This window comes from Streptomyces sp. NPDC030995 (assembly GCF_055571215.1).
The window spans coordinates 144,193-160,307 of record NZ_JBVIFS010000003.1 but is presented as its reverse complement, the minus strand read 5'-3'; the positions used below and the strand labels follow the sequence as shown (position 1 = coordinate 160,307).

Here is a 16,115-nt window from a genome sequence, read left to right as displayed (position 1 = left end):
GCACCCTTGCGGTCTGGCCGATTCTGTGCGTGTGGCCGTTGGCTGGTTCAGACCGGTGGCCAGGGAATGGACGGCCACTGCCCGGACGGCTGCGGGTGCGTGCCCGTGCGCAGCAGGTGCGCCACCCGGTCCCGTACGGCGGCCAGCTCGACCGCCGTGATCAGTTCGGCCAGCCGGGTGGCGAGCGGGGCTCCCTCGGCCAGTTCGGCGGCCAGCGCGGCCAGCACCTCGCGCGCCTCGTCCGTCAGCGGCTCTCCCGCCCAGCCCCACAGCAGGGTGCGCAGCTTGTCCTCGGCGTGGAAGGTCACGCCGTGGTCAATGGCGTAGAGCCGCCCGTCATGCGCGGTCAGCAGGTGGCCGCCCTTGCGGTCGCCGTTGTTGATCACGGCGTCGAGCACGGAGAGCCGTCGCAGGTCCGGGTCGTCGGCGTGGACGAGCAGGGCGGTGCGGCCCTCTCCGACCTCGGCGAGGGCGACGGGCTTCCAGCCCTCCCCCGCCTCCTCGCCGTCGACGAGCGCGAGCAGTGCGGGCGGTCCGGATGCCGGGTCGTCCTCCTGCGCCGATTCGATCCACCGCTGGACCATGCCCTCGCCGTAGGGGCCGTCACGCAGCACGGTGGCGGGTACCAGGCCCCATCCGGTGGCTTCGGAGACCAGGTAGGCGGCGACCTCGCGCTGGGCGAGGTTCCCGTCGGGGAAGTCCCACAGCGGCCGCTCCCCCTTGACCGGCTTGTACACGCAGTCGGCGCTGACGCCCTCGTGCTCGACCCTGCACAGCAGGACGGCGTTGGACGCCTCGCGGATCCGGCCGACGACGGTCAGCTCGCCCTTGGCGAGCAGTTCCTCGAGCTCCCCCGTGTCCGTCACGCCTGGCGCCGGTAGCCGTTCTGGCGCGGGCACACGTGCCCCTCCGGATCCAGCGGCAGGCTGCACAGCGGGCACGGCGGCCGGCCGGCGTTGACCACGTCCAGGGCGCGCTTGGCGAAGGCCCGGGCCTGGGCGCCGGTGAGGCGGACCCGCAGCATCGGCGGGCCGTTCTCCTCGTCCTGGAGCATCCGCTCCTCCGCCTCGGCGAGGTCCTCGTCCGAGTCGGCGTCGAGCTCCACCAGGGCCTGGGCCTCGACGATCATCCGCTGTTCCTCGCCGTCCCAGGCGAGGGCCATGGTGCCGACGCGGAACTCCTCGTCGACGGGGACGTCCAGGGGTGCGGTGTCGGCGGCCTCGGCGGGGGCGACGGCCGGTACCGGGGCGTTGCCCCCGGTCCGCCGTACGACCTCGTCCAGCAGCTCGTCCATCCGCTCCGCCAGCGCCGCGACCTGGGTCTTTTCCAGGGAGACGCTGGTGACGCGGGGGCCGGCGGAGGCCTGCAGGAAGAACGTACGGCGTCCCGGAAGGCCGACCGTGCCGGCCACGAAGCGGTCCGGGGGGTCGTAGAGGAACACCTGACGGGGCACGTCCAGTCTCCAAGTCTCGGCGGCAGGGGCAGATCTGCGCCCTGGGGTTGGCCCGTCCACCCTACTGCGCGGTCCGATCATGCCGCGCCCGAGCCACCTCCCACGACGGCGTTCCCGGCGGCTTCGGCGTCCTTGTCCGATGCGACGGCTTCCGGTGCGGGCGGGCGCGCCACCAGCGAGCCGAAGTCGCCGGTGTCGCCCAGCCGGAACACGAACGGGCGGGTCGGCGTGTAGCGGATGGCGGTCACCGAGCAGGGGTCGACGTGGATCCGCTGGAAGAGGTCCAGGTGCATCCCCAGGGCGTCCGCGACAAGGGACTTGATGATGTCGCCGTGCGAGCACATGAGGAAGACGGCGTCGCTCCCGTGCGCCTCCTCGACCGTCGCGTTCCACTCCCGTACGGCTTCCACGGCGCGCGCCTGCATGGCGCGCATGGACTCGCCGCCGGGGAAGGCGGCCGCCGACGGGTGCTGCTGGACGATCTTCATCAGCGGTTCGTCGGAGAGTTCGGAGAGTTTGCGGCCCGACCAGTCTCCGTAGTGGCACTCGCCGATCCGCTCGTCGGTGTGCAGCTCCAACCCCGGCCTGGCGGCCAGCAGGGGTGCGAGGGTCTCCCGGCAGCGTTGCAGCGGGCTGGTGACGGCGGCGGCGAGCGGCACCCCGGCCAGCCGTCCGGGCAGCGCGGCGGCCTGTTCGGCGCCGCGCTCGTCGAGGGCCACTCCCGGGGTCCATCCGGCGAGCAGCCCAGCGGTGTTGGCGGTGGACCGCCCGTGTCGTACGAGGATCAGCGTGGCCATGGGGCACAGCCTAGGCCCCGCCCGGAAAGGGGCTGCGCGGTGTCACGTGTGTGCGGGCGGGACCGGGGCAGGGAAGAATGCCCCGCGTGATTGTGGACTGCGCGATTTACCGGGACGGCCGCCGCACCGAGGGACCGGAGGACTTCTCCGACGCCCTCGACGAGGCGAGGGAGACCGGTGACGCCTTCCTCTGGGTGGGCATGCACGAGCCGTCGGCCGAGGAGTTCGACCACGTCCGCCAGGAGTTCGGTCTGCACCCGCTGGCGGTGGAGGACGCGCTGACCGCCCACCAGCGGCCGAAGCTGGAGGTGTACGACGATTCGCTGTTCGTCGTCCTCAAGCCGGTGCTCTACGACGACGACGCCGACACGGTGACCGCGGGCGAGCTGATGGTCTTCATAGGCGACTCGTTCGTCGTCACGGTCCGGCACGGCGAGGGGGCCCCGCTGGCCGCCGTGCGCCACCGGCTGGAGCAGGAGCCGGAGGTACTGCGGCACGGCCCGACGGCCGTGCTGTACGCGGTCTCCGACGCGGTGGTGGACCACTACATCGAAGTGGCGGCCGAGCTCCAGGGGGATCTGGAGGAGCTGGAGGCCGAGGTCTTCGCCCCGAACGCCTCGGACACCAAGAACACCGCCGCCCGGATCTACGCGTTCAAGCGCCAGGTCCTGGAGTTCCGGCGGGCGACGAGCCCGCTGCTCCAGCCGATGGACCGGCTCGCCTTCGGGCAGGTGCCCTTCGTCCACGAGCACGCCCAGCCGTTCTTCCGCGATGTCGCCGACCACCTGACCAAGGCGAACGAGTACATCGAGGGGCTGGACCGGCTGCTGTCGGACGCGCTGTCGGCGCACCTCGCGCAGATGGGCGTCCGGCAGAACGACGACATGCGCAAGATCTCGGCCTGGGCGGCGATGGCGGCCGTCCCCACCATGGTGGCGGGGATCTACGGGATGAACTTCGACCACATGCCGGAGCTCAGGCACACCTGGGGCTATCCGGCGGTGGTGGTGGTCATGGTGGTGGCGTGTCTGGGCCTGCACCGCATGTTCAAGCGCCGGGGCTGGCTGTAGGTCTGCCCTGCCTGCCCTGCCTGCCCTGCCTGCCCTACGCGAATTCGGGTGAGGTGACCGGTGCACCGCCCAGGGCATCGCGGCGCTCCGGCATCCGCAGGTTCACCATCCGGTGCCAGCCGCTGAAGCGCTCGTACGCGTACATCCCGCGGATGCCGGCGGCGAGTACGGCCGCCTTCGGCGCGGGCCAGTGCAGCAGCCGCCCCATGTGGTCCATGACGGCGAGGCTGACGTCCCGGTAGACGGCGATCTCGGCGAGCGCGCTCTCGCGGAGCACCCGCTGGATGGTCCGGCCGTGTCCCGCCCGGGCCAGCCGCAGCAGTTCCTCGTGGCAGTAGGCGAGGTGGTTGTCCTCGTCGTTGCTGATCATGTGAATGGCCTTGCCCACGTCGGGGTGGTCGCCGAAGTAGGTGACCAGCATGTCCATCTGGTCGGCGGCGCGCTGTTCGGTGACGCGGCTGTGCGCGAGGTAGACGACGATGTCCTCCTCGGTCAGCGCCTCCTCGCGGCGCAGTCTGTCGTGCGCGAGGCCGATGCCGCGGCGCTCCAGCAGCATCGTGTAGTCGGTCTCGGGCGGTACCGGGACGGGTGGCAGGCCGCGTTTGCGGAGCAGGGCGTTGAAGATCCGGCCGTGCTTGTCCTCGTCGGCCCCGTGCCGGACGATCTTGGGCGCGAGGTGGCGCATGCCGTCGGGGACCAGGGCCGCGATACGGGCGTTCTCCCAGCCGCCCTGGGTCTCGCCGCTGGCGGCGATGGAGCAGAACAGCTGGAAGGAGTCGTCGTTGTCGACGATCTCCTGGAACAGGCTGCGGGCAGAGAGCATGCACCGAGTCAAACGCCGGTCCGCCGGGCGGGCAACCGATAGGTCGCACTGCTCGTCCGAATGAACGAAACGAGGGGATGGCCCGCGGTGCGTAACCCCGCGGGCGCCCGGGGCGTTGTTCGCTGTGTCGGCCGTGGCGGGGAAGACCCCCCGAGCCCCCACCACGGCCGTAGACCTCTTCGTGACGCCGCTTCGTGACGCCGCTTCGGGCCGCGTCTCAGGCGAGACCGGCCAGCTCCATGGCCTCGGTGCCGGCGCGCAGGGCGGCGATCCGCTCGTCCAGGGTGAATCCGGCCGGGGCCAGCGTGAGGGTGGTGACCCCGGCCTCCGCGTAGGCCCGCATGCCGTCCGCGATCCGCTCGACCGGGCCGAGCAGCGTGGTCGAGTCGATCAGCGAGTGCGGGACGGCCTCGGCCGCGCCGGTCTTGTCCCCCGCCAGGTACTTGTCCTGGATCTCGGCGGCTTCCTTCTCGTAACCCATGCGCTGGGCCAACTGGTTGTAGAAGTTCTGCTTCCGGCTGCCCATGCCGCCCACGTACAGGGCGGTGTAGGGGCGGAACATGTCCGCGAGCGCGTTCACGTCCTCGCCGAGGGCCAGCGGCACGGTCGGGCAGACGTCGAAGCCGTCCATGGTCAGCCCGGCCTTCTCGCGGCCCGCCCGGATGTGGGTGAGCGCGGTGGCCTCCAGGTGCTCGGCGGCCGGGAAGATCAGCAGTGCGCCGTCGGCGATCTCGCCGGTCTGCTCCAGGTTCTTCGGCCCGATGGCGGCGATGTAGAGCGGGATGTGCTCGCGCTCGGGGTGCACGGTCAGCTTGAGCGGCTTGCCCGGGCCGCCCGGCAGCGGCAGGGTCCAGTGCTCGCCCTCGTACGAGAGGCGCTCGCGGCTCATGGCCTTGCGGACGATCTCCACGTACTCACGCGTCCGCGCGAGCGGCTTGTCGAACTTGACGCCGTACCAGCCCTCGGAGACCTGCGGGCCGGAGACGCCGAGGCCGAGCCGGAAGCGGCCCTTGGTGAGGGAGTCGAGGGTGGCCGCGGTCATGGCGGTCATCGCGGGCTGGCGGGCCGGGATCTGGAGGATCGCGGAGCCGACGTCGATGCGCTCGGTCTGGGCGGCGACCCAGGCGAGCACGGTCGGGGCGTCGGAGCCGTAGGCCTCGGCGGCCCAGCACACGTCGTAGCCGAGGCGGTCGGCCTCCTGGGCGACGGCGAGGTTGTCGGCGTCCATGCCCGCACCCCAGTAACCGAGATTGATGCCGAGCCGCATGTGTCGTCCCCTTACCGGTTTACCGATCAGTAACGTAGGTCTGCGGGGACTGTAGCGCGCCAGGGACCTCTGCGTCAGCGCCCCAGTAGTCTCAGCCCTCATGGAGCAGAGGCATCTCGGCCGCACCGGACTGCGCGTCTCCCGGATCGGCCTCGGCACCCTCACCTGGGGCCGCGACACCGGCGAGGAAGCCGCCGCCGAGCAGGTGAAGACGTTCTGGGAGGTGGGCGGCACGCTCGTCGACACCGCCGACGTGTACGGGGGCGGGGAGGCGGAGTACCTCCTCGGGCGGCTGATGGCCGGACTCGTCCCGCGCCGGGACCTGGTGATCGCGACCAAGGCGGGCAGCGTCCCGGACCCGGACCGGCGGTTCGACGGCTCGCGCGGACACCTGCTCGCCGCCCTCGACGCCTCGCTGGACCGGCTGGGCACCGACTACGTCGACCTCTGGCAGGTGCACGCCTTCGACCCGTCGACCCCGCTGGAGGAGACCCTTCAGGCGCTGGACCTGGCCGTGAGCAGCGGCCGGGCCCGGTACGCCGGGGTGGCGGGCTTCTGCGGCTGGCAGCTGGCGAAGGCTGCGACCTGGCAGCTCGCGGCCCCCGGGGTACGGACCCGGCTGGCCTCCACACAGATGGAGTACTCCCTGCTCCAGCGCGGCGTGGAGCGGGAGGTGCTGCCGGCCGCGCTGGACCTCGGGATCGGGCTGCTGCCCTCCTCCCCATTGGGCCGCGGGGTGCTGACGGGCAAGTACCGGGACGGCACCCCGGCGGACTCCCGGGGCGCCTCTGAGTCCTTGGCCGCCCTCGTGGAGCCGTACCTCGACGAGGCGGCGGGCCGGATCGTGGACGCGGTGGCGACCGCCGCCCAGGGGCTGGCCGTGACCCCGCTCCAGGTGGCCCTGGCGTGGATCCGGGACCGTCCGGGGGTGGTCGCCCCGATCGTCGGCGCGCGGACGTCGGCGCAGCTCGCGGCGGCATTGTCGGTGGAGGCCCTTAGTCTTCCCGAGGAGATCTGCCGGGCGCTGGACGATGTTTCGGCCCCGGTGCACCGCTATCCCGATCAGGACTGGAGCACGCTGTGAGTACGGACCGCCACGCCGATACCGCTGCCGCGGAGGAAGCCGGCCCCGACTCGGCCCAGGCCGGACCGAGCAGCACGGAGGACACCCCCATGACCACAGCAGCCGCCCCGGCCGACCCCGACGCCACGCAGCCGACTCCGGATCCGGTGTCCCCCGAGCCCGGCGACCCCGGTGACGGAGCTCCAGGGGCGCAGCCCCGGACCCCCGAGCCGGGGGCGGCTGCCGGAGGCGCGGATGAGCCCGGCGCGCAGCGCCCCGAGTCCGCCGCAGGCGGGGACGGGCGCCCGGCGGCGGAGCCGGCGGACGGGGCCGAAGGCCCGGTCCGTGGCGAAGCCGAAGAGCGGGGTCCAGGGGCGGAGCCCATGGTTTCGGGAAGGGGCGGGGTGGGGGAAAGCCCCGCAGGGCCCACCCCGGAGGCCGGGGCCGACGCGGAGGCCGGGGCCCAGGCCGACGCCCAGGCCGGGGCTGGGGCTGGGGCTGGGGCCGACGCCGGGGCGCAGGCACAGCCCGTGCTCAGCGAAGCCGAAGCCGAGTTGGCGGCGCAAAAGGTCGAGCGGGAGCGGATCGCCCGGCGCAAGGCCGAGCGCGAGGCGCCCGTCGACGCCGGGGCGAAGCTCAGCGGGAAGGCCGCCGACCTGCTGGCCGCCGTACGGGCCGTGGAGAGCGGCGCGAAGCCGCCGGCCGTCTACTTCGACGAGGCCCCGGCCGCGCCGCGCAAGGCGGCCCCCGCTCCCCCGCAGCCCCAGCGGCCGGCCCCCGCACCCGCCTCGGCCCCCGAGGCCCGGGACGTCGGTGCCGTAGGTGCCGTGCTGGCCCGTGGCGGCGCCCCCGAGGCCCTGGCCGCGGCCGCCGCGGCGGCCCTGGGCGACGGCGCCGCCGAGCAGCTCACCGAGAACCCCTGGCGGCTGCTGGCGGTCCCCGCCGTGCGCCCGACCCAGGCCGACGGCTTCGCGCGGGCCCTGCTGGGCCCCGAGGCCGGTCCGGGCGACGAGCACCGCACCACCGCCCTGGTGGGCTGGCTGCTGGTCCAGGCCGGGCTCAAGGGGCACACCGCCCTGGAGGCTCCGGTCCTGCAGAAGGCGCTGGCCCAGTACGCCGTGCCGGATCCGGCCGAAGCGCTGGAACAGGCCATCGCCGAGGGCTCGGTGCTGGTGTTCCACGAACCGCTCGGACCGCCCGTCGGCGAATCCGCCGAAGACACAGAGCAGCCCGTACGGATCCTCGTGGGCCTGGAAGGGTCCGCGATGGCCGAGGAGAGCCTGGCCGACGGTCTGGCCCGGCTGGCCAGCACCTTCGACGGCCCGGCGGACTGGTCCGGGGCCGCCGGCGGCCCGGGCGCCGAGCTGATCCGCGCCGTCGCCGGTCACGGCCTGGTCACCCACACCGGCGGCGAGGCGGCCCGCGCCGAGCCGTTGGCGCTGGTCGCCGCGGCCCGGGAGCTGGGCCTGCGCGTCTGTCTGGCCGGCCACGCGCCCGCCGAGGGCGCGGTGACCGTGGCGGGTCTGCTGGCCGGGGCCGAGGGGCCGGGGCGGGACGCGGACGGGCAGTTCGCGCTGGACCTGCTCGTGGTGCTGGACGCCCCGCAACTGGACGTGGAGACGGCGGCGGCCCTCGTCGAGTCCGTCCCGGACGGGGCCCGGCTGGTGCTCTCCGGGGACCCCGGAGTGCTCGGGTCCGCGGGGGCCGGGCGGGTGTTCGCCGATGTGCTGGCGGCCCGTACGTGCCCGCAGGTGGTGTCCCGCACCCCGGATCCCGGTCCCCTCGGCGAGCTCGTCTCGGGGGTCGGGATCGGGGAGTTGAACCAGGTCGACGCCCCCGGCAAGGAGGTCGTCATCGTCCCGGTGCAGGACGCCGGGGAGGCCGTGCACCGTGCCGTGCAGCTGGTGGCCGAGTCGGTGCCGCGGGCCTTCGGGATCCCGGCGGACAGCGTGCAGGTGATCACCCCGGGCCACGGCGGCTCCGCGGGCACCCGCGCGCTGAACGCCGCCCTGAAGGAGCGGCTGAACCCCGGTCCCGGCCGGTTCGGCGGCTTCGACCCCGGCGACCGGGTCGTCCACGTGCCGTCCCCCGGGCGGGCGCTGGCGGCCCGGGTGGTGTCGGCCGACGCGCAGGGGCTGCACCTGGACCGCGCGGGCGCGCGGATCGTCGTACCGAAGGACCTCGTCGAGTCGCAGGTGCGGCACGGCTGGGCGGTGACGGCGCATCAGGCCGTGGGCACGCGCTGGCCGGCGGTGGTCGTCGTACTGCCGGGTGACGCCGCGCAGGCTCTGTCGCGGGACTGGGTCTACACCGCGTTCGGGCGGGCCGAGCGGCACCTGTCGGTGGTGCACGGCGTCGACCAGGCGCTGCCGCGCGCGGTGGCGGAGGTCCTGCCGAAGCCGCGTACGACGCGGCTGACGGGCCTGCTGACGGCCCTCGCGGCGACGGGCGGGCAGCCGGAGTAGTCGCGGTGACGGGCGTGGCCCCCGCCCTGCGGGGCGGGGGCCACGGTGGCCGGCACGTGTCGGGCCGCGCTCAGGCCGGGGTGAGCCCCGGCTGCGCGGTCTCGCCTTCGTCCTCGTCCTCCTCTTCGTCCTCGCCCTCGTCGAAGACGGAGCTGACGTCGAACCGGTGCAGGACGTCCTGCGGATCGATGTGCCCGAAGGGCGAGTTGAGCCACTCCCCCGGCTCCGCCACCTCCTCCGAGGCCGCGATCCAGAGGGTGGAGTCACCCTCCTCCAGCCCGAAGTCCTTGCAGCGGGCGGCGATCTCGTCGGGCTCGTACTCCCCGAAGAGGACGCCCAGCGCGTCCGCGGTGCCGCCGTCCTGGACGAATTCGGCGTCCCGGTCGTGCGCGGCGACGCGCTCGGCTTGGGCGATCAGCCGCGGCGGTTCGACCACCGCGTAGTCGCGGCGGATGAGCACGCTGAAGGCGGCGGGCTCGGCGGGGCCGGTGTACGGGACACCGTCCTCGGGCGTGGGGATCTCGAAGGGGGTGACCTCGTCGTAGCGGTCGTAGAGGAGCTCGTCGTACTCCTCGGCCGCGGCGGCGAGTTCGTTGAACGCGGCGTAGACGTCCGGGTCCTCGTCCCCGATCCTGCGCTCGACCGCGGCGAGGTGACGGTCGAGCGCGGCCTTGACCGCCTCGGCGGCGGCGCGTACCTCGGCAACAGTGGGCAGAGCGGCATCAGACATAGAGCAGACGCTATCCGTAGCAGGGCTCTGCCCGCACAATAGATGCGATGCCGGAATACGAATTTGTCGACGTGTACGTGCCCCGCGGCGTTCCTCGCAAGGAGGCGACCCGCCTGCTGACCGACCATGCCGAGTACGGGAACTGGGAAATCGACCGCCTGAGCCTGCACCGGGACGGCAGCCGCCGCGTGCGACTGCGCCGCCGGATCATCCGTCAGGTCCGCGCGACCTGGTGACGCGGGCCCCGGTGGGGGCACCCCCAGCGGCAGCCAGGGGGGAGGGGCCCGCGTCGTGAGCAACCGTCAGGCGGCGTTGCGCGCACGCCGGTAGAGCACGGTGCCGGCCAGCAGCAGGCCGCCGGCGAGCGGGAGGCCGGCGGTCAGCACGTCACCGCTGCCCGTGGCCGCCAGGCCCGGTGCGCCCACGGTCCCGGTGTCGGCAGCCGGGCCGGGGTGGGTGACCGGCGTGACGGGAGTGACCGGAGTGACGGAACCCGTGCCGGAGCCGGTGGACGTCCCGGGCGTGCCCGGAGTGCCCGTGCCGGGGGTGCCGGGGTTGTTCCCGCCGGGCGTGCCCGGGTTGCCGGGAGTGGTCGGGTTCTCCGTACCCGGCGTACCGGGGTTGCCCGGGTTGTTCCCGCCGGGCGTGCCCGGATTTCCGGGGTTGCCCGGGTGCTCCGGGTGGTCGTCACAGGGCTCGTCCCCGCCGCCCGGGTGACCGGGGTGTCCCGGGTGCCCGGTCTTGGCCGGGACGTTGGAGCAGTGGTTCCCGAAGGCCGGGTTGAGCAGCGCGATCACGTTGACCGTGTTCCCGCAGAGGTTCACCGGCGCCTCCACGGGCGCCTGCACGTTGTTCCCGGACAGCACGCCCGGAGAGTTCACGGCCTGCCCCGAGGCGCCGGAGTCCGCGTGTGCGTAGCCCCCGCCCAGGGCGAGAACACCCCCCGCGGCGGCCATGGTGATCAGGGTCTTCCTGGTGACCTGTGCCTGTCGTCGCATCTGTACTCGTCCCCTGGTGTGTACGTTTCGGCCAGGCTCCCCCGCCTGCTGCGCCGAAGATGAGATTCCGTGCCGGAAAGCCCGGCGGCCCCGGAACGCTGGAATGCGTTCCGGGGCCAGGTCTTCAGAAGCGTCAGGCGTTGACGCAGGTGTTGCCGAAGGCCGGGTTGAGCAGCGCGATGACGTTCACCGTGTTGCCGCAGACGTTCACGGGGATGTGAACCGGAACCTGGACGACGTTGCCGGACAGGACGCCGGGGGAGCCGATGGCCGCACCCTGGGCACCCGCGTCGGCGACAGCCAGGCCCGCACCCGCGAGAACCAGACCACCGGTGGCAGCCGCAGCAGCAGCAACCTTCTTGAGCATTGTTCCTCCTAGTAGGCAAGTGCGGTCCCAGCCGCGGACCGCACCACCTGTAACGAGGAGGGATCACCAGGGCTACGAGCTTATGAGTGCATTCACTCTTCTCAGTGGAATGCGCACACCTTCTCGATTCTCAGGCGTTGTCGATGAATCGGTCGAGCACCCGCACGCCGAACTTCAGTCCGTCCACCGGCACCCGCTCGTCCACGCCGTGGAACATCCCGGCGAAGTCCAGCTCCGGCGGCAGCTGCAGCGGCGCGAAGCCGAAGCAGCGGATGCCGAGGTCGTCGAAGGACTTGGCGTCCGTGCCGCCCGAGAGCATGTACGGGACCGCCCGCGCGATCGGGTCCTCGGCCTTGAGGGCGCCCTGCATGGCGTCCACCAGCCGGCCGTCGAAGTCCGTCTCCAGCGCCTTGTCGCCGTGTACGTCCTCCCGCTTCACGCGCGGGCCGAGGATGCGGTCCAGGTCGGCGAAGAACTCGTCCTCGTAGCCTGGCAGGAAGCGGCCGTCGACGTGGGCGGTCGCCTGGCCGGGGATGACGTTGACCTTGTAGCCGGCGCCGAGCATGGTCGGGGCGGCGGAGTTGCGCAGCGTCGCGCCGACCATCTTGGCGATGCCGCCGAGCTTGGCGAGCGTGGCGTCCATGTTGTCGGGGTCCAGCGGGGTCCCGAGCGCGTCCGAGAGCTCGTCCAGGAAGCTCCGTACGGTCTTGGTCACGCGCACCGGCCACTGGTGGCGGCCGAGCCGCCCCACGGCCTCGCACAGCTCCGTGATGGCGTTGTCGTTGTTGGTCATGGAGCCGTGGCCCGCGGTGCCCTCCACCGTGAGCCGCATCCAGTGCATGCCCTTCTGGGCGGTCTCCACGAGATAGAGCCGCAGGTTCTCGTTCACCGTGAAGGAGAAGCCGCCGACCTCGCCGATCGCCTCGGTGACGCCCTCGAACAGGCCCGGGTGCTTGTCGACGAGGTGCCGCGCCCCGTAGATGCCGCCCGCCTCCTCGTCGGCGAGGAAGGCCAGCACGATGTCGCGCGGGGGCTTGCGCCCGCTGCGCATCCGGTCGCGTACGACGGCGAGCGTCATCGCGTCCATGTCCTTCATGTCGACCGCGCCGCGGCCCCACACGCAGCCGTCGGCGATCTCGCCCGCGAAGGGGTCGTACGTCCAGTCGGCGGCATTGGCCGGGACGACGTCGGTGTGCCCGTGGATGAGCAGCGCGGGCCGCGAGGGGTCCTCCCCCTCGATCCGCGCCACCGTCGAGGCGCGCCCCTTGTGCGATTCGAAGATCTGAGGCTCCAGCCCGACCTCGGCGAGCTTCTCGGCGACCCACTCGGCCGCCTTGCGCTCTCCGGGGCCCGAGTGGTCTCCGTAATTGCTGGTGTCGATCCGGATGAGGTCCCGGCAGAGGTCGACGACCTCGTCCTCACCGGAGACGGTCCTGCCCGCGCTCGACTCGCTCACGCTGCTTCCTCCCACTGATCGGTACCGAACGCCTCCCATCCTCCCGCTCCCGGCCGCTCTCCCCAAGGGCGATCCCCGGCCGTCGGGGGGTGTGATCGAGGACCCCGGAATGTTTGGTAATGTTTTCCACGTCGGAACGGCCCGCGAGGGACGCGAGACAGACACCTTGTCCGGGTGGCGGAATGGCAGACGCGCTAGCTTGAGGTGCTAGTGCCCTTTATCGGGCGTGGGGGTTCAAGTCCCCCCTCGGACACAAGAGAAGGACCCCGCTTCGGCGGGGTCCTTTTTCGTTGTGCCGAGGGTGCGGAAAAGCCCGTACGGGGCCCCGCGCGCGGGGCTCCGTACGGGCTCGGGGGCGTCAGTCGCGGGAGGCGGCGATTTCGGCCACCCGGCCGCGGACCAGGTACCAGCCGCCGACCAGGGCGGCGCCGATGACCGGGACGAACATGACCGTGGTGCGGCCCACACCGCCGTCGCACCACATCAGGACCAGCACCGTCACGAGGAAGACCAGCGTGACGATCTGGGTGTACGGGGCCCAGGGCAGGCGGTAGGCGGGGCGTTCCACCAGGCCCTGCTTCGCACGGCTCCAGAAGAAGAGCGAACAGATCATGACCATCGCCCAGGTGCCGAGGATGCCGAGCGAGGCGAAGTTGAGGACGAGCTCGAAGGCCTCCTCCTCCATGAAGTAGTTCAGGACGACACCGGCGACGCCGAAGGCGGCGGTGAACAGGACCCCGCCGTAGGGGACCTTGCCCTTGTTCATGACGCCGGTGAACTTCGGGGCGGAGCCGGAGAGGGACATCGAGCGCAGGATGCGGCCGGTGGAGTAGAGGCCGGAGTTCAGGCTGGAGAGGGCCGCGGTCAGGACGACCAGGTTCATGACGCCCGCAGCGCCGGGGACGCCGAGCTTGTCGAAGACGGTGACGAAGGGGCTCTGGTCGGAGCTGTACTCCGTGTACGGCAGCAGCAGTGCGAGCAGGACCACGGAGCCGACGTAGAAGAGGCCCACGCGCCACATGATCGAGTTGATCGCCTTCGGCATGATCTTCTCGGGGTTCTCGGTCTCGCCGGCGGCGACTCCGCAGAGCTCGACGGAGGCGTACGCGAAGACCACGCCCTGGATCACCAGGAGCATCGGCAGGACGCCGGTGGGGAAGATGCCGCCGTTGTCGGTGATGGAGTCGAGGCCGGGGGTGTGGCCGCCGATCTCGTGGCTGGTGGCGACGAGCCAGATGCCGACGATCAGGAAGATCACCAGGGCGGCGACCTTGACCAGGGAGAACCAGAACTCCATCTCACCGAAGTACTTCACCGAGATCAGGTTGGCGGTGAGGACGACGGCGAGGGCGATGAAGGCGAGGACCCACTGGGGGACGTCGGTGAACATCGACCAGAAGTGGGCGTAGGTCGCGGCGGCGGTGATGTCGGCGACGGTGGTCGTGGACCAGTTCAGGAAGTACAGCCAGCCGGCCGTGTAGGCGCCCTTCTCCCCCATGAACTCACGGGCGTAGGAGACGAAGGCACCGGAGGACGGGCGGTAGAGGACGAGCTCGCCGAGCGCCCGCACGACGAAGAAGGCGAAGACGCCGCACACCGCGTAGGCGATCGCGAGGGAGGGGCCCGCACCGGCGAGGCGGCCGCCGGCGCCGAGGAACAGGCCGGTGCCTATCGCTCCGCCGATCGCGATCATGTTGATGTGGCGGGACTTGAGGTCCTTGCTGTAGCCCTCGTCACCGGCGTCGACATGGCGGGACGACGCCGGGGCGGGTGCCTCGGTCAAGGTGCGGTCACTCAGGTCACTCATGTATGACTTCGCCTTCGTGGGTTCGGACAGGCAGGCCCGGACCGCGCGCAGGGGAGCTGGGTGGTGTCCCCTGTGTCATGGTCCGGTGATTTTGTCGCCCCAGGAGACCATGAGGGTCCGCCCCCCGCCAAAATCGACCCCTTACGCACCGAAGCCCCCGACGACCTTGGAAACGGGCGCCGGGGGCTTCGTAGAAGCTGGAAAGCGAGGTCAGTCGCCCGGAGTGGCCTCCGCCGCCTGGTCGAGGCGGAAGGCCTCGTTCCCCAGGCCGATACGAGCGTGCACCTCGGGGCGGCTGCGGCGCAGCACCGCTCCGTACAGCAGGCCGATCACCACGGCGGCGCCGATGATGCCGGGCAGGACCCAGCTGAGCGCGGAGCCCTTCTCGGCGCCGACCAGGACGTCGAAGTCCTTGACGGTGTAGGCGGCGATGGCGAGCAGCGCGAGGCCGGCGGCGCCGGCCGAGACGAGGCGCCAGACCTGGGCGCCGGCGGTGCCCCGGCGGACGAAGAAGGCGATGACCGCGAAGGAGGCGGCGGCCATGAGGAGGGTCACACCGAGGGCGCCGACGTTGCCCATCCAGGTGAACAGGTGCAGGACGGGGGCGGTGGGGTCGGGGAGCTGCACCGGGAAGCTGGGGTCGGCGGGCACCTCGTCCGCGGTGACGGCGAAGGCGATCACGACGAGGGCGGCGATGACGGTCTGCAGGAGGGAGCCGGTGGCGGGGGCGCCGGTGCCGGCGTTGGTGCGGCCGAAGGCGGCCGGGAGCAGGCCCTCGCGGCCCATGGCGAAGGCGTAGCGGGCGACCACGTTGTGGAAGCTGAGCATGGCCGCGAACATGCCGGTCACGAAGAGGACGTGCAGGACGTCGGTGAAGGTGGTGCCCAGGCGGGTCTCGGTGAGCTGGAAGAGCAGGCCGGGACCGGCTTCGCCGGACGTCTTGACCACCTCGGCGGGGCCGGTGGCGACGGTGAGGGCCCAGGCGCTGAGGGCGAAGAAGAGGGCGACGAAGCCGACGGCGAGGAACATCACCCGGGAGACGACGATGTGCGGCTTGCTGGTCTCCTCGGCGTACACCGGGGACTGCTCGAAGCCGACGAAGGCGGCGATGCAGAAGCAGAGGGCGGTGCCGAGACCGGCTCCGCTGAGGGTCTCGGGGTTGAAGGCGTGGAGCGAGAGGCCTTCGGGGCCGGGCTCGGTGAGGGCGGCGAAGTCGAAGACCACGACGAGGGCGCACTCGACGAGGAGGAGGACGCCGAGCACCTTGGCGTTGAGGTCGATCTTGAGCCAGCCGAGCGCTCCGGTGACGGCGACCGCGAGCAGGGCCGGTATCCACCAGGCGAGTTCGATCTCCAGGTAGGTGGCGAAGAGGCTGGACATCTCGAAGCCGAGGATGCCGTAGACGCCGACCTGCATGGCGCTGTACGCGATGAGGGCGACGAGGGAGGCGGCGGCGCCGGCGGTGGGGCCGAGGCCGCGGGCGATGTACGCGTAGAAGGCGCCGGCGTTGTGGACGTGCCGGCTCATCTCGGCGTAGCCGATGCTGAAGAGCGCGAGGACGACGCCGAGGATGACGAAGAGCAGCGGCTGGCCGACGATGCCCATGACCCCGAAGGTCGTGGGCATGACGCCGGCGACGACCATCAGGGGCGCGCTGGCGGCGAGCACGGAGAGCAGCAGGCCGGCGGTGCCGAGGCGGTCGGCGCGCAGGGCCCGGTCCTGGCCCTTGTAGGTACGGATCTCGGCCGGGTCTTGGAGCGTGGTGGATCTGCCCGTCGGCATGGCGCCGTCCTTTCGGGGGTGTGGTCCTTCGGGGAGC

General features: G+C 72.1%; 15 protein-coding genes and 1 tRNA gene. 5 read left to right on the top strand and 11 right to left on the bottom strand.

The annotated features are described in order from the left end of the window. Positions 1 to 47: 47 nt before the first annotated feature. The 3 genes from ACZ45T_RS06960 to ACZ45T_RS06950 form a co-directional block, all read right to left on the bottom strand. Positions 48 to 899 carry an SCO1664 family protein gene (locus ACZ45T_RS06960; protein WP_468438263.1) on the bottom strand — a complete coding sequence of 284 codons (852 nt, stop codon included), beginning with the start codon at positions 897 to 899 and terminating at the stop codon, positions 48 to 50. Then, positions 863 to 1,453, bottom strand: a complete 591-nt coding sequence (locus ACZ45T_RS06955) for a DUF3090 domain-containing protein (RefSeq protein WP_360887657.1) — start codon at positions 1,451 to 1,453, stop codon at positions 863 to 865. The genes ACZ45T_RS06960 and ACZ45T_RS06955 overlap by 37 nt, the downstream gene beginning before the upstream one ends. Positions 1,454 to 1,530: 77 nt before the next feature. Continuing rightward, positions 1,531 to 2,250, bottom strand: coding sequence for a histidine phosphatase family protein (locus tag ACZ45T_RS06950; RefSeq protein ID WP_468438261.1), 720 nt, complete (start codon positions 2,248 to 2,250; stop codon positions 1,531 to 1,533). A 77-nt stretch (positions 2,251 to 2,327) separates the two neighbouring features. Between ACZ45T_RS06950 and corA the strand changes: the two genes are divergently transcribed. After that, a complete protein-coding gene (gene corA, locus ACZ45T_RS06945) occupies positions 2,328 to 3,320 on the top strand; it encodes a magnesium/cobalt transporter CorA (protein WP_468438259.1) in 993 nt (330 codons plus the stop codon). A gap of 34 nt (positions 3,321 to 3,354) precedes the next feature. On the opposite strand, the gene ACZ45T_RS06940 is transcribed toward corA, so the two are convergent. Next, positions 3,355 to 4,143, bottom strand: a complete 789-nt coding sequence (locus tag ACZ45T_RS06940; protein WP_468438258.1) for a ferritin-like domain-containing protein — start codon at positions 4,141 to 4,143, stop codon at positions 3,355 to 3,357. 217 nt (positions 4,144 to 4,360) lie between these two features. Next, positions 4,361 to 5,410, bottom strand: coding sequence for an LLM class F420-dependent oxidoreductase (locus ACZ45T_RS06935; protein WP_468438256.1), 1,050 nt, complete (start codon positions 5,408 to 5,410; stop codon positions 4,361 to 4,363). Positions 5,411 to 5,510: 100 nt separating this feature from the next. Between ACZ45T_RS06935 and ACZ45T_RS06930 the strand changes: the two genes are divergently transcribed. Together ACZ45T_RS06930 and ACZ45T_RS06925 are read left to right on the top strand one after the other, a co-directional pair. Next, positions 5,511 to 6,494 (top strand): aldo/keto reductase, encoded by a 984-nt coding sequence (locus ACZ45T_RS06930; RefSeq protein WP_468438254.1) that lies wholly within the window; start codon positions 5,511 to 5,513, stop codon positions 6,492 to 6,494. An 89-nt stretch (positions 6,495 to 6,583) separates the two neighbouring features. Then, a complete protein-coding gene (locus tag ACZ45T_RS06925; RefSeq protein WP_468438722.1) occupies positions 6,584 to 8,938 on the top strand; it encodes a helix-hairpin-helix domain-containing protein in 2,355 nt (784 codons plus the stop codon). Positions 8,939 to 9,008: 70 nt separating this feature from the next. Here the strand turns inward: ACZ45T_RS06925 and ACZ45T_RS06920 are convergent, their stop codons facing one another. Next, positions 9,009 to 9,668 carry a hypothetical protein gene (locus tag ACZ45T_RS06920; RefSeq protein ID WP_468438252.1) on the bottom strand — a complete coding sequence of 220 codons (660 nt, stop codon included), beginning with the start codon at positions 9,666 to 9,668 and terminating at the stop codon, positions 9,009 to 9,011. 47 nt (positions 9,669 to 9,715) lie between these two features. On the opposite strand from ACZ45T_RS06920, the gene ACZ45T_RS06915 reads away from it, so the two are divergent. Beyond that, the gene (locus ACZ45T_RS06915; RefSeq protein WP_030037337.1) at positions 9,716 to 9,904 is read left to right on the top strand and encodes a DUF5703 family protein; all 189 of its coding nucleotides are present in this window, start codon (positions 9,716 to 9,718) and stop codon (positions 9,902 to 9,904) included. Between the two features lie 66 nt (positions 9,905 to 9,970). Here the strand turns inward: ACZ45T_RS06915 and ACZ45T_RS06910 are convergent, their stop codons facing one another. From ACZ45T_RS06910 to ACZ45T_RS06900, 3 genes are all read right to left on the bottom strand, one after another. Next, a complete protein-coding gene (locus tag ACZ45T_RS06910) occupies positions 9,971 to 10,666 on the bottom strand; it encodes a chaplin (RefSeq protein ID WP_468438250.1) in 696 nt (231 codons plus the stop codon). Between the two features lie 133 nt (positions 10,667 to 10,799). Further along, positions 10,800 to 11,033 (bottom strand): chaplin ChpH, encoded by a 234-nt coding sequence (chpH, locus tag ACZ45T_RS06905; protein WP_360887686.1) that lies wholly within the window; start codon positions 11,031 to 11,033, stop codon positions 10,800 to 10,802. A gap of 130 nt (positions 11,034 to 11,163) precedes the next feature. Continuing rightward, the gene (locus ACZ45T_RS06900; protein WP_468133966.1) at positions 11,164 to 12,489 is read right to left on the bottom strand and encodes a M20/M25/M40 family metallo-hydrolase; all 1,326 of its coding nucleotides are present in this window, start codon (positions 12,487 to 12,489) and stop codon (positions 11,164 to 11,166) included. 168 nt (positions 12,490 to 12,657) lie between these two features. On the opposite strand from ACZ45T_RS06900, the gene ACZ45T_RS06895 reads away from it, so the two are divergent. Next, positions 12,658 to 12,742, top strand: a tRNA-Leu gene (locus ACZ45T_RS06895). Positions 12,743 to 12,847: 105 nt separating this feature from the next. Here the strand turns inward: ACZ45T_RS06895 and ACZ45T_RS06890 are convergent. Then, positions 12,848 to 14,287: an amino acid permease gene (locus ACZ45T_RS06890; RefSeq protein WP_468438720.1), complete on the bottom strand. Its 1,440-nt coding sequence runs from the start codon at positions 14,285 to 14,287 to the stop codon at positions 12,848 to 12,850. A 219-nt stretch (positions 14,288 to 14,506) separates the two neighbouring features. Further along, a complete protein-coding gene (locus ACZ45T_RS06885; RefSeq protein WP_468438248.1) occupies positions 14,507 to 16,078 on the bottom strand; it encodes an APC family permease in 1,572 nt (523 codons plus the stop codon). Positions 16,079 to 16,115: the final 37 nt, after the last annotated feature.